10 protein-coding genes are annotated in these 12,746 nt (G+C 71.5%); 5 read left to right on the forward strand and 5 right to left on the reverse strand.

Translation table 11 applies throughout. The features are described 5' to 3' along the window. The first annotated feature begins 17 nt into the window (after positions 1 to 17). Positions 18 to 2,834, forward strand: a complete 2,817-nt coding sequence (locus L1280_RS10600; RefSeq protein WP_253582233.1) for a transglutaminaseTgpA domain-containing protein — start codon at positions 18 to 20, stop codon at positions 2,832 to 2,834. Positions 2,835 to 2,844: 10 nt separating this feature from the next. Here L1280_RS10600 and L1280_RS10605 read toward each other — a convergent pair whose 3' ends face one another. Beyond that, positions 2,845 to 4,317 (reverse strand): ATP cone domain-containing protein, encoded by a 1,473-nt coding sequence (locus L1280_RS10605; RefSeq protein ID WP_253582235.1) that lies wholly within the window; start codon positions 4,315 to 4,317, stop codon positions 2,845 to 2,847. Positions 4,318 to 4,333: 16 nt separating this feature from the next. Next, positions 4,334 to 4,957 (reverse strand): TetR/AcrR family transcriptional regulator, encoded by a 624-nt coding sequence (locus L1280_RS10610; protein ID WP_253582236.1) that lies wholly within the window; start codon positions 4,955 to 4,957, stop codon positions 4,334 to 4,336. A 131-nt stretch (positions 4,958 to 5,088) separates the two neighbouring features. Between L1280_RS10610 and L1280_RS10615 the strand changes: the two genes are divergently transcribed. Continuing rightward, positions 5,089 to 5,433: a hypothetical protein gene (locus L1280_RS10615; protein WP_253582238.1), complete on the forward strand. Its 345-nt coding sequence runs from the start codon at positions 5,089 to 5,091 to the stop codon at positions 5,431 to 5,433. Between the two features lie 64 nt (positions 5,434 to 5,497). Here the strand turns inward: L1280_RS10615 and L1280_RS10620 are convergent, their stop codons facing one another. The 3 genes from L1280_RS10620 to moaA all read right to left on the reverse strand — a co-directional run bounded on the left by L1280_RS10620 (position 5,498) and on the right by moaA (position 8,489). After that, positions 5,498 to 6,376, reverse strand: coding sequence for a manganese catalase family protein (locus L1280_RS10620; RefSeq protein ID WP_253582240.1), 879 nt, complete (start codon positions 6,374 to 6,376; stop codon positions 5,498 to 5,500). 277 nt (positions 6,377 to 6,653) lie between these two features. Next, the gene (locus L1280_RS10625; RefSeq protein ID WP_253582242.1) at positions 6,654 to 7,346 is read right to left on the reverse strand and encodes a GntR family transcriptional regulator; all 693 of its coding nucleotides are present in this window, start codon (positions 7,344 to 7,346) and stop codon (positions 6,654 to 6,656) included. Between the two features lie 123 nt (positions 7,347 to 7,469). Then, positions 7,470 to 8,489, reverse strand: coding sequence for a GTP 3',8-cyclase MoaA (gene moaA, locus L1280_RS10630; protein ID WP_253582330.1), 1,020 nt, complete (start codon positions 8,487 to 8,489; stop codon positions 7,470 to 7,472). Between the two features lie 202 nt (positions 8,490 to 8,691). Between moaA and L1280_RS10635 the strand changes: the two genes are divergently transcribed. The 3 genes from L1280_RS10635 (at position 8,692) to acs (ending at position 12,721) form a co-directional block, all read left to right on the forward strand. Continuing rightward, complete coding sequence (locus tag L1280_RS10635) at positions 8,692 to 8,991, forward strand: DUF485 domain-containing protein (RefSeq protein WP_253582243.1); 300 nt, start codon at positions 8,692 to 8,694, stop codon at positions 8,989 to 8,991. Continuing rightward, the gene (locus L1280_RS10640) at positions 8,988 to 10,580 is read left to right on the forward strand and encodes a cation acetate symporter (protein WP_253582245.1); all 1,593 of its coding nucleotides are present in this window, start codon (positions 8,988 to 8,990) and stop codon (positions 10,578 to 10,580) included. The genes L1280_RS10635 and L1280_RS10640 overlap by 4 nt, the downstream gene beginning before the upstream one ends. 188 nt (positions 10,581 to 10,768) lie before the next feature. Then, positions 10,769 to 12,721 carry an acetate--CoA ligase gene (gene acs, locus L1280_RS10645; RefSeq protein WP_253582247.1) on the forward strand — a complete coding sequence of 651 codons (1,953 nt, stop codon included), beginning with the start codon at positions 10,769 to 10,771 and terminating at the stop codon, positions 12,719 to 12,721. The last annotated feature ends 25 nt before the right edge of the window (positions 12,722 to 12,746 follow it).

Below are 12,746 nucleotides of genomic sequence, written 5' to 3' on the forward strand. Positions count from 1 at the left end.
CCCGTTCGCCTCGCCCGATGGCCTCTGCCCCGCCCACCTCCGGCACCCTGCGGCCCACCCGGTTGGGCGTGGCCTTCCTGGGGCTGATCGTGGTCACGCTGGTGGGCTGCATCAACTACGCGCTGGGGCTGGGGTATGCGGTGACCTTCCTGCTGGGGGGCGTGTGGGTGGCGGCGGCAGCGCAGGCGACGCGGGCGGGGCGGGCACTGTCCGGGCGGGTGACGCCTCCGGCCTCGGCGGTCGCGGGCGGCACGGCCCCCTTCGCAGTGCGGATGGAAAGCCGGGGACCAGGGTTGACCGTCCTCGTGCGGCTGGGGCCGGGGGCCGAGGGGATGGGGCGCGTTCTGGCCGGGGGCACGGCCGAGGTGACCGTCCCAGTCCCCACCCCAGCCCGTGGCCTGCTCCACCTGACCCGGCCCGCCGTCGCCGCGCTGGACCCGCTGGGGCTGTGGGCGGTGTGGCAGCCCCTCCCGACCCCGGCCCCCCTCCCAGTCGCCCCGGTGCTGGAGGAGGGAGCACCCCCGCCCCCACCGGCCCCCGGCGCGGGCGAGGAGGCCGAGCGGCGCGGTCCCGGCCCGGACGACTTCAGCGGGCTGCGGCCCTACCAGCCCGGCGACTCGCCCCGGCAGGTGTCGTGGCGGCACGCGGCCCGCACCGGGTCGCTGGTGGTGCGCGAGACGGACGCGCCCGCCGGAACGATCCTCGCGCTGGACTGGGCACAGACGGCCTCCCTGACAGGCACCGAAGCCCGGCTCTCGCGGCTGGCCGCCTGGGTGGAGGAGGCGCGGCGCATGGGAGCGCCTTTTCGCCTGACGCTGCCCGGCCGCGCCCTGCCCCCCGGCGTGGGGGAGGCGCACGCGGCGGCGGCCCGCGCGGCGCTGGCCGAGGTGCAGCCCTGGCCCGCCCCGGCGACCGCCCCCCGGCGCCCCGCCCCAGCCCCGCTGCCAGGTGCTCCGCTGCGCTTCACCCTGCTCGCGCTGGCCTTCGCGCTGGCCCCCGCCGCCCTGCGGCAACCCGCGTGGCTCACCGGGCTAGAGGCCGTACTGCTGGGCTACGCCGCCCTGCGGACCCGTCGCCCGCTGCCCGCCCCGCCAAGTTGGGCGCTGGGGCTGCTCGCGGGGCTGGGATTCGTCGTGCTGAACGCCGTCTACGGCACCCTGCTGGGCCGGGAGGCAGGGACGGCGCTGCTGGGGCTGCTGGTGTGCCTCAAGGCCGCCGAGACGCGCACCCGGCGGGACGGGCGGCTGCTCGCGCTGCTGGGGGTGTTCGTGCTGCTCACGCATCTCTTCTTCGGGCAGGGACCACTCGCGGCGGCGCATGTCGCGCTGGGGCTGGTGGGCCTGCTCGCCGCGCTGGGGCGCTGGACTGGGCCGGGGCCAGAATCGGGGCTGGCCGCTGTGGGCCAGGCTGGCCGCCTCAGCCTGCAAGCCGCGCCGCTGATGGCCGTGCTGTTCGTGCTGTTCCCCCGCCCCGACGGACCGCTGTGGCAACTCCCCGTGCAGGCCGCGCAGACCGGACTGGCCGACGAGATCACGGCAGGGGAATACAGCACCCTGGCCCAGAGCCGGGACGTGGCCTTCCGCGCCGAGTTCGGCGGCCCCCTGCCCACCCCGGAGGAACGCTACTGGCGCGGTCCCGTCTACGAGCGTTACGACGGGGTTCGCTGGGGGCAGGTGCGCGAGCGCTTCGGGTCCCCGACGGTGGAGTTTTATGGGCCGACGCTGGCCTACCGCCTGACCCTGGAACCCGGCAACCCGCCCTGGATTCCGGTGCTGGACACGCCGACCACCCTGCCGCCGGGAGCGTTCCTGACGACCGCGTTTCAGGCCGTCTCCTTCAGCGTAGGGGGCAGCCGCACCCGCCACGCCGTGCAGGGCCGCGCCGCCCGGCTGGGGGCGCGGGAGGCGCCCGAGCGCCTGACCCTCAACCTCGGGCTGCCGTCCGGGGAGAGTCCGCAGGCGCGGGCACTGGCGGCGTCGTGGGCGGGACTGCCCGCGCCGGAGCGGGTAGAGGCGGCACTTGAGTGGCTGCGGGCCGGGGACTTCCGCTACACCCTCACGCCGCCCACGCTGCCAGAACGGGATCGGGTGGACGCCTTCCTGTTCGGCTCCCGCGCCGGATTCTGCGAGCACTACGCGTCCTCCTTCGCCTTCCTGATGCGGGCGGCGGGAGTGCCTGCCCGCGTGGTGGGCGGCTACCTCGGTGGGGAGCTGAACCCCAGCGGCGGCTACCTGATCGTGCGCCAGCAGGACGCCCACGCCTGGGTCGAAGTCTGGCTGGAGGGCCGGGGCTGGGTGCGGGTGGACCCCACCGCGCAGGTCGCGCCCGGCCGGGTGACCGCCGGGCTGCCCAGCGCCCTCGCCCGGCCCAGGGCGGAGGCGGCCCCACCCCCCGCCGCCCTGGACCGGGTCGCCCTGCGCTTCGACGCCTGGCAGACCCGCTGGAACAACTGGGTCGCGGGCTACGACGGCCCGCGCCAGCGCGACCTGCTGGGGCGGGTGGAGGCGGGAGTGGGCGGGCGAACAGGCCTGCTCGCGTTAGGGATCGCCGGGGTGCTGCTCGCGGCGCTCCCGCTGCTGCTCGTGGCCCGGCGCCGCTCCCCCGCCCTGGACCCCGCTGTGCGGCAGCTGAACGACTTTGCCCGGCGGCTGCGCCTGCCCCGCGCTCCCGGCGAGACGGCGGCGGCCTACGGGGAGCGGGCCATAGAACGCCACCCCGAGCAGGCCGACGCCATCCGCGCGGCGGTGGGGGCTTACCACCGCGCCCGTTACGGTGGGGAGGAGAGGGCGGTGGCGGAGTTGCGGGCGGCGGTGCGGAAGGTCAGGGGGCGCTAGGCGGGGTCCCTTACTCCCCACCCCCCTCCTCCCCCAGCAGCGCGGCCCGTTCCCCCGGCGTCAGGGCATCCATCACCCGGCGCAGTACCACGTCCACCGCCTGCTCGGCGCTCTCGTCGAGGGTCAGGCCGTCGAGCAGGGGCACATCCTCGCGGCGGGCGAGTTCTTCGAGGTAGTCCTGCATGGTGCGGATCTCGTCGAAGTAGGCCATATAGCGGTGCAGGGGGCGGCTGGCCGCCGTCTCGCGGTCGCGTGACTCGAAGTGGCGGCGGTGTTCGCCCTCGTCGGGCAGGGTCACCAGCATGGGCACCACCAGCGCCCCCGCGTAGTCGGCCGCCCGCAGGTAGCCGGGGACGAGGTGCACCCCCTCCAGCACCAGGCTGGTGCCCTCCTCAATGGCGCGGCGCACCACCGCCCCCAGTCCCACGCTGACCTGCTGGACCTGATCGCGCAGCCCGGCGAGCAGCTCGGCGGGGGTGGGCTTGTCGGGGCGCGGCACGCCGGGGGGCAGCAGCGCTTCCCAGGCGTTGAAGGTGCTCGCATGCAGGCCCGGCACGAGTTCGCGCGACACCATCGCCCGCATGACCTCGCGCACCGCGTCGGTGCCGATCACGCGGGTGATCCCCAGGCGGTAGGCGACCTCGGCGGCGAGGTAGCTTTTTCCCGTGCCGCTCACGCCCCCCAGCAGCACGACCAGGGGACGCGGCGGGCGGCGAATCACCCGCAGCAGGCGGTAGCGGGCACTCACGTCGGGGCCGACCTCGTCGCGCAGCAGGGCTTCGACCTTCTCGCGGATGGCCTGGCGGGTCACGAGTCGGTCCTCGCTGCCGCGCAGGTCGCGCTGGGTCACGCGGGCCACCTTGCGGGCCACGTCGGGCGCGACCCCCGCTGCCAGCAGCGACTGCACCAGCAGCCCCTTGCTGAAGGGGGTCGGCGTGCCCCCGTCCCCGCTCACCACCCCCAGGCGGCCCCGGTTGCCCTTCAGGAAGCGGTAGGTGCGGCGCAGGTGCTCGCCGTAGCGCTCCGCCAGCACGTCCTCGGTCACCTCGTCGAGTTCGGGCACCGTGACCTCGCGCCGCCCGGATTGCCGCAGCCGCACGTCCACCGCGCTCGCCGTGCCGTAGGCGTCGCGCGGCGAGAGCCCGGTGTCCTCCAGCGTGCGGGCCAGTACCCCCCGGCTAAAGGGCAGGGTGCCCTTCTTGGCCCGCACGGGGATGTCCACGAAGGCGGGGGTCTGCCGGGCGGCGGCCTGCGCGACCTCCTCCCCCAGTGCGTCCCGCGCGAGGTCCACCATCAGCGCCTGCAACTCGGCTGGAGTGACGGGCGTCCGCCGGGCGTGCCGCAGCGCCTGCTCCACCCGCCGGGCGACGGTGGCCGCCGCCGGGGCACTCGCTCCTGCGTTGACGAGCGACTCCACGACCAGCCCCCGGCTGAAGGGCCAACTGTGCCGGGAGGTGCCGATGCTGAGTTCAGGCTGGGTCACGCCGTGTCCGCCCCCTTCAGGACGGTCGGGCCGGGGCGTCGGGCCGCAGCGCCCCTTCCAGCAGCAGGTTCAGCGCCAGCCGCGTTTCCTCCTGCAGGGTGCGGTCGGTGCCGTAGGCGCTCCAGCGCAGGGCGACGAGCAGGTAGGTGTCCGCGATCAGGTTGCTGATGCGCTGAAGGCTCAGGTCGGTGCGAATCTGCCCGGCCTGATGCAGCGGTTTCAAGATCAGCTCAATGACCTTGCTCAGCGGCAGGGCCTGGTAGGCGGTCCTGGCCCGCTCGGGGTTGGGGTTCATCACCTCGTAGGCGAGCGGCGGGAAGAGGTCGCGCTCGCGGCCATTTTCCTCGGCGAGGTCGTCCCAGACTTCATACAGGACGGTCAGGGGCGCGGCCCCCTCCGCGAGCCGGGCTTCGGCCTTGTCGCGCAGGCGCTCCATGACTTCACTGCCGTAGTCGAGCAGCACCGCTTCCTTGTAGGGGTAGTAGTTGAAAAAGGTTCCCCGCGAGACGTTGCTGGCCCGCGCGATGTCGGTGGCGGTGGTCGCCTGGAAGCCGCCCCGCTTGAACAGGTCGAGGGCCACGCTATAGATCCGCGCGCGGCGGCGTTCTTTCTGACGCTCCCGGAGCGACGACGAATCCATGATGTTCCACATATAGCGCCTGCGGTCCAAATTTGCACCCCGTTCAAGTGAAGGCGCGGCTTCCCCAACGCTCAAGGCCGACTTAGGGCTGCCCTCTCCCCCGGCACCCGGCGACCCCCCATGCTGAGCCCATGAAACCGCTGACGCCCCGCCTGCACGGCCTTGTCGACTACGCCGCCTGCGGCCTGATGGCCGCCGCTCCCGCTCTGCTGGGGCTCAGCCCGCAGGCCCGCACCGCCTCCCACGCGCTGGCGGGGTCGTACCTGGGCGTCAGCGCCCTGACCGATTACCCGCCTGCCATCAGCCGGATGATTCCCTTCCCCCTGCACGGCAAGATCGAACTGGGCACCGTGCCCGTGCTGCTGCTGCTGGGTGCCCGCATGGAGGGCCGCGACCGGGCCTACTTCTTGGGGCTGGCCGCGATGGTGTCCGGGGCCTACGCCCTGACGGACTGGGAAGCCGACCCCGACGCCTGAGCCAGAACACGGGGGAGGGCCGCGCTTCCGGGGAGTTCCCGAAGGCGCGGCCCTCTTCCTGCTTTCAGTCGTCCGAGGGGGTCGCCGTGACGGTCGTCCCCATCTCCCCATCCGCACCCATCATCTGCTGGGTTTCGGCAAAGGCGAGGGGGTCGGGCGGCCCCAGCGTGGGCTCGTCCCCGAACGGCTTGGCGGCCTCGAGCTTGAACTGGCCCATGCCGTCGAGGGACGGTCCCTGGGTCCACCGGCCCTGCGGGGGCTGGGTGCCCTCGATGCCGGGGGCGAAGTAGGTATAGCTCACCTCGCGCAGCTCCTCCTCGACCGGGAAGGAGTTGGGAATGGGCAGGGTGCCCTGGTGCCCGCCGAGTTCCTCGATCACGGCGAGCCACTGCTGCTGGTGCATGGTGTCCCGCGCGATCAGGAAGCGCAGCATGTCCTTCATGCCGGGGTCGTCGGTGAGGGTAAACAGGCGGCAGGCCAGCGCCCGCCCGGTCGCCTCGGCGGTCACGTTGGAATACATGTCGGCAGCGAGGTTGCCGCTGGCGTAGATGTGCGAGCCGTCGAAGGGCACCCCGTTGGCGTCGGCCGCCAGCGCCGCGAGGCCCGCCGAGAGGTACTGCCGGGGGTCCCCACCCATCACCGCGCCCACGATGGGGTTGCTGCGGGCGGCCTCCTCCTGCACGCTGGCCGGGCTGCTCTCCAGGTTCAGGGCCACCGCCGTCGCCAGCATCTCGATGTGGGCGATCTCCTCGGTGCCGGTCGCCAGCAGCATGTCGCGGTACTTCTTGGGGCCACGGGCGCCGAACGCCTGAAAGAGGTACTGGAGGCACACCCGCATCTCGCCCTCCACGCCGCCGATGGCCTGCTGAAGCAGCCGCGCGAAGCGGGGATCGGGCGTCTCGACACGGACCGGGTACTGCAATTTGCCGTCGTAATAGAACATGGAGCCTCCCTGCTGCCGCGCGGAGCGGTCAGTCGGGGGCTATTCCATCAGCCCGGAGCTGTCCGGGCGGTGAGGTTGCCGTAGGGACATCTCTACCTGAAGCGAGTGCCAGGTGGGGTACGGATAGGGGCGTCTTGGGGCGATCCTCACGCGGGGAGGGCGCGGAGTCTGGGGCGTTCAGTGGAAAGGACCCCCTCAGCCCTCGTTGCGCGAGGCTCTCTCCCTTGGGGAGAGTGCGCAGCAGCGGGGTGAGGGGTCTTCCCCCCGCCGCCCCGCCCTACGGCTCGAAGCTGTCCTGAAAAGCGTAGCGGTCGCCGCGCACCCAGTAGTTGACGTAGGACACGCGCTGCGGCCCGCTGTAGGTCGTGCGCCGCAGCAGGAAGGCGGCGGTGCCCAGCGGCACGCGCAGCAGCTCGGCTTCCTCCTGGCGCAGGTTGACGGCCTCCAGATTCTGCTCGACGCGGGTGATGGGCACCCCCAGCCCGATCATCACCTCGTGGATGCTCTCGGACCCCAGGTCGTGGTCGAGCAGCGAGGGGGCCAGTGCCGAGTTGATGTAGCGCTTCTCGATCACCAGCGCCTCGTCCCCTGCCGTGCGCAGGCGGTGGACATACAGCACCGGGTCCCCGGCGTTCAGGTGGAGCACGGCGGCGATTTCCGGTGTGGCGCCCACCGTCAGCGCCCGCAGGACGTGGGTGCGGTGGTCGGGGTGCCGCGCCCATTCCTTGAAGGGCCGCACCCGGAACATGCCCTGGCGGAAGCGCTTCCCTGTGGGGAAGGTGCCCGCCCCCTGCACCCGGTAAACGTAGCCTTCGCGCTCCAGCTCGTCGATGGCGCGGCGGGCGGTCATGCGCGAGACCTCGAACTCGCGGGCGAGCTGCGGTTCGCTGGGGAGGGGCAGGCCCTCGGCGTAGTGGCCGCCCAGCAGGCGGTCTTTGAGGGTGGTCTTGATCAGCGGATATTTCGCCATGCTCGCCTCCCAGCCCGGCTGCGGGCGCAGGGGCTCTCCGGGATGCATCTTAAGGATTGGTGTTCGGCGGACACAAGGTCACGCGCCGGGTACGCGCCGGGGAACAGCCTCTGCCAGAGGGGATCAGCCCCCGATGTGCGACATCTCGACCTTGCTCACCGCCCGCCCGGAGGTGGCCTCGCCGCGCTCCTCGCTGTAGCGGTCCTGGCGGGCTTGCCAGACGGCGGCGATGCGCCCCCGCACTTCGTCGTCCGAAGCGCCCGCCCGCAGCGGCGCCCGCAGGTCAGTGCCCGGCCCCGCGAAGAGGCAGGTGTACAGCACCCCCACCGCCGAGAGCCGCGCCCGCGAGCAGTCGCCGCAGAAGGGGGCCGTGACCGAGGAGATCAGGCCGACCTCGTGGCCCTCGCCGTCGTGGTAGCGGGCGGCGACCTCGCCCCGGTAGGCGGGATTCACGGGGGAGAAACCTAGACCCGGTTCCGCGTCCGCGAGGCGGGCCAGCACCTCGCGCGAGGGCACCACCGAGTCCAGATTCCAGCCGTTGTGGTTGCCCACATCCATGAACTCGATAAAGCGCACGGTCGCCCGGTCGCGCAGCGCCCGCCACAGCTCGGGCAGCCCGGCGTCGTTCACCCCGCGCTGCACCACCGTGTTCACCTTGACCCGCAGGCCCGCCCGCAGCGCTGCCTCGATGCCGTCGAGCACGCGCTCGGGGGCCACGTTCAAGCCGTTCATTCGCCCGAAGACCTCCGGGTCGAGGCTGTCGAGGCTGACCGTCACGCGGCGCAGGCCCGCCGCCTTCAGGTCGGCCGCGAGCCGGGGCAGCAGTAGGCCATTGGTCGTCAGGGCCACGTCCTCCACGCCTTCCAGGGCAGCGAGGCGGCCCACCAGCTCCGGCAGGTCGCGCCTCAGCAGCGGCTCGCCCCCGGTCAGACGCAGCTTGCGGACCCCCAGCGCGACGAAGGCGCGGGTCAGGCGCTCGATTTCCTCGAAGGAGAGGAGGTCCTCGCGCGGCAAGAAGGCGTAGTCCGGCCCGAACACGTCGGCGGGCATGCAGTACGTGCAGCGCAGGTTGCAGCGGTCGGTCACGCTGACGCGCAGGTCACGCAGGGGCCGGTTCAGCCGGTCGAGGAGCACAGCCCTCACCATACGCCCCCCTCGCGGAACAATTGGCGAACCGGGCACCCTCGCCCCGCCGGGCTGTCCCCGGGTCAGAAACGCAAACGTTACACCCGGTTCATTGATTTCACGTTAAGAGGCTCCTAATCTGCGAGGTGCCCTTCCAATTCAGCCGCGTGGTCCCTGGGCCGCGCTCCCTTTCCGCCTTCCCGTGCCCCAGGAGGCCCCCATGACCGTTTCCCGTCTGCCCTCCGCCGCCGCGCCCACGCGCAACCCGGCCTACGCCCGGCTGGTCGCGGAGCGCAACCGCTTCACGGTGATCATGACCGTGACGTTTCTGGTGCTGTATTTCCTGCTGCCCATCCTGGCGGGCTACAACAAGCCGCTGATGGCGACCAAGGTCTTTGGGAACGTGACCTTCGGGTACGTGTTCGCCTTCGCGGAGTTTGCGATGGGCTGGATCATGGCGGCGATCTACGTGGTGAAGGCCCGGACCTTCGACCGACTCGCGCGGGAGGCGGCGCAATGACCTTTCTGCTCGCGGCCGTGATCGTGGCGATCACGCTGGGGATCACCTTCTGGGCCTCGCGGCGCAACACCAGCGCTTCGGACTTCTACGTGGCGGGCGGGCGCATCAGCGCGGGGCAAAACGGCATCGCCATCGCCGGGGACTACATGAGCGCGGCCTCCTTCCTGGGGATTACCGGGCTGATCGCGCTGAACGGCTATGACGGCTTCATGTACTCGGTGGGGTGGTTTATCGCCTACCTGACCGTGCTGTTCATCGTCGCTGAGCCGCTGCGGAACCTGGGCAAGTACACCCTGGCCGACATGCTGGTCTACCGCCTGAAAGACCCCCGCGTGCGGACCTACGCGGCCATCAGCACCATCGTGGTCAGCGCCTTTTACATGATCGCGCAGGTCGTGGGGGCCGGGTCCCTGATCAGCCTGCTGTCGGGCGGGGTGCTCACGCCGGGCATCGCCATTCCGCTCGTCGGCGTGCTGATGATCATCTACGTGGTGGTGGGCGGAATGCTCGCCACGACCTGGGTGCAGATCATCAAGGCCGTCTTGCTGATGTTCGCCACTATCGTGATGACGGTGCTGATCCTGAACGCTTTCGGCTGGAGCTTTTCTAACCTGCTCGCGCAGGTCGAGGCCCGCAACGGCGCCGAATTTCTGGGTGCGGGCGTCCTGTACAAGAACCCCATCGACCTGATCAGCCTCAGCCTCGCGCTGGTGCTGGGGACTGCCGGGCTGCCGCACATCCTGGTGCGCTTCTACACGGTGCCCACCGCGCAGGACGCCCGCAAGAGCGTGGTCTGGGCGATGGTGCTGATCGGGGCGTTCTATGTCATGACCGCCTTTATGGGCAACGCCGCCAACGTGCTGGTGGGCCGCGAGGACATCGCTGCGGCGAACGCGGCGGGCAACATGGCCGCGCCCCTGCTGGCCCAGGAGCTGTTCGGCGGTGCCGGAACCGTGGGCGGCGAGTTCGGACTGGCCTTCGTGACCGCCGTGGCCTTCGCGACCATCCTCGCGGTGGTGGCGGGCCTGACCATCGCGGCGAGCACCTCCTTTACCCATGACATCTACAAGGGTGTGATTCGCAAGGGACAGGCGACCGAGCGCGAGGAATTCCGGGTGGCCCGACTCGCCACGGTCGCGGTGGGGGTGATCGCCATCCTGCTGGGGTTGTTGGCGCAGTCGCAGAACGTGGCCTTCCTGGTCGCGCTGGCCTTTGCCATCGCCGCGAGTTCCAACCTGCCGGTGATCCTCTTTACCCTGTTCTGGCGCAAGTTCAACGCGACCGGGGCGATCTGGGGCATCGTGGGCGGCATCCTGACCTGCCTCGCGCTGATCGCGGTCGGCCCCAACATCATGGGCGTGGACCCGCCCGAGAAGACTACCGCCCGTCACCCCATCCAGGCCGCGCCCCTCTTCCCGCTGGGGAATCCCGGCATCGTCTCCATCCCCGCGGGCTTCGCCTTCGCCGCGCTGGGCACCCTGATCGGCGCCCGCCGCCGCCGCGACGAGGAAGACCAGGCCTTCGAGGAGATGCAGTTCCGCGCCTACACCGGGGCGGGCGTGGACGGCACCGTCGCGGCGCACGACTGAGCCTCCCGACCGCTGACTCCCAGCCCCCGGCCCCCCGCCGGGGGTTTCCTGCTCCTCCCAGTTCCTTGAACCGGGTCCAGTACCCCCCGCGTGACGGCGGGCGCGTTCCTCACGCCGCCGCACTACAGTGAAGGCCTCCACAACCCGCTTCTGCCCCCTGCCCGCCGCCCTTCCCCGGAGGTTTGCCCATGACCCATCAGGCCACGAACGACCATATCGACAACCTGCTGCACGAGAACCGGGTCATCGCGCCGCCCGCCGACTTCGTGGCCCGCGCCCGGCTCTCGCGCGAGGAGTACGACCGCCTCTACCGCCGCAGCCTCGACGACCCGGACGGCTTCTGGAGCGACGTGGCCGGGGAACTGCATTGGATGCGGCGCTGGGACCGGGTGCTGGACTGGCAGGAACCGCACGCGCAGTGGTTCGTGGGTGGGCAGACGAATGTGGCCTACAACGCGCTCGACCGCCATGTGGCGGCGGGCCGGGGCGAGAAGACGGCCATCATCTGGGAGGCCGAGGACGGCGAGGTGCGGCGCTTCACCTACGCCGAGCTGCTGCGCGAGGTGAAGCGGGCCGCCAACGCCCTGACCGTGCTGGGAGTCGAGCAGGGCGACCGGGTGACCCTCTATCTGCCGCTGATTCCGGAAGCCGCTATTGCCATGCTCGCCTGTGCCCGCATCGGGGCGATTCACAGCGTGGTGTTCGGGGGCTTCTCGGTCTCGGCGCTCTCGGACCGCATCAACGACGCGGGGAGCAAGCTGCTCATCACCGCCGACGCGGGGCAGCGCCGGGGCGGCCTCGTGAACCTCAAGGCGAACGCGGACGAGGCGGCGCGGAACACCCCCAGCCTGGAGCACATGCTGGTGGTCTGCCGGGCGAACTGCGACGCCCCCATGCAGCCGGGCCGCGACCTCTGGTGGCACGAGGCGCTGGCGGGGGTAAGCGATGAGCACGAGGCCGCCCCCGTGGACAGCGAGCATCCCCTCTTCGTGCTGTACACCTCCGGCAGCACGGGCAAGCCCAAGGGCGTGCTGCACACGACGGGCGGGTACATGGTGGGCACGTACCTGACCACGGGGACAGTTTTCGACCTGCGCGACGACGACGTGTACTGGTGCACCGCCGACGTGGGCTGGGTGACCGGACACTCCTACAGCGTGTACGGGCCGCTGCTGAACGGCGCGACCGTGCTGATGTACGAGGGGGCGCCGAACCACCCCGACTGGGGCCGCTTCTGGCAGATCGTGGAGCGGCACCGGGTCAGCATCCTGTACACCGCGCCGACCGCCATCCGCTCCTTTATGCGGCAGGGTGACGAACTGCCGGGCCGCTGCGACCTGAGCAGCCTGCGCCTGCTGGGGTCGGTGGGCGAGCCGATCAACCCGGAAGCGTGGATGTGGTACTACCGCGTGATCGGCGGCGAGCGCTGCCCGGTGGTGGATACCTGGTGGCAGACCGAGACGGGCGCGATCATGCTGACCACCCTGCCCGGTGCCCACCCCAGCAAGCCCGGCAGCGCGGGATTGCCGATGTTCGGCATCGAACCCGCCATCATGACCCACGACGGCGAGGAGCTCGGCCCCGACGACGGCGGCCTGCTGGTCATCAAGCGGCCCTGGCCCTCCATGCTGCGGACCGTCTACGGCGACGACGAGCGCTACCGCAAGTCCTACTGGGGCGAGATTCCCCACGTGTACTTCGCGGGAGACGGCGCCCGGCGCGACGCTGACGGCTACGTCACCGTGATGGGCCGGGTGGACGACGTGCTCAACGTCTCCGGGCACCGCCTGGGCACGATGGAAATCGAGTCGGCGCTGGTGGCCCATCCTGCCGTGGCCGAGGCCGCCGTGGTGGGCCGCCCGGACGAGGTGAAGGGCGAGGGCGTGGTCGCTTTCGTGCTGCCGCAGGCGGGCTTCACGGTAAACGCGCAGGAGTTGCGGGCGCACGTCAGCCGCGAGATCGGGGCGCTGGCCCGCCCGGACGCGATCATCGTGGCGGACGCCCTGCCCAAGACCCGCAGTGGCAAGATCATGCGCCGCTTCCTGCGCCAGATCGCGGCGGGCAAGGCAATCGAGGGCGACACGAGCACCCTAGAAGACCCCAGCGTGCTGGAACGGCTGGCGGCGACCCCGGTGGTGTGAGGGCAGTGTTCATCCCCCGGCCCCA

It is taken from the genome of Deinococcus sp. HSC-46F16 (genome assembly GCF_024171495.1).
In the GTDB taxonomy this organism is placed as follows: domain Bacteria; phylum Deinococcota; class Deinococci; order Deinococcales; family Deinococcaceae; genus Deinococcus.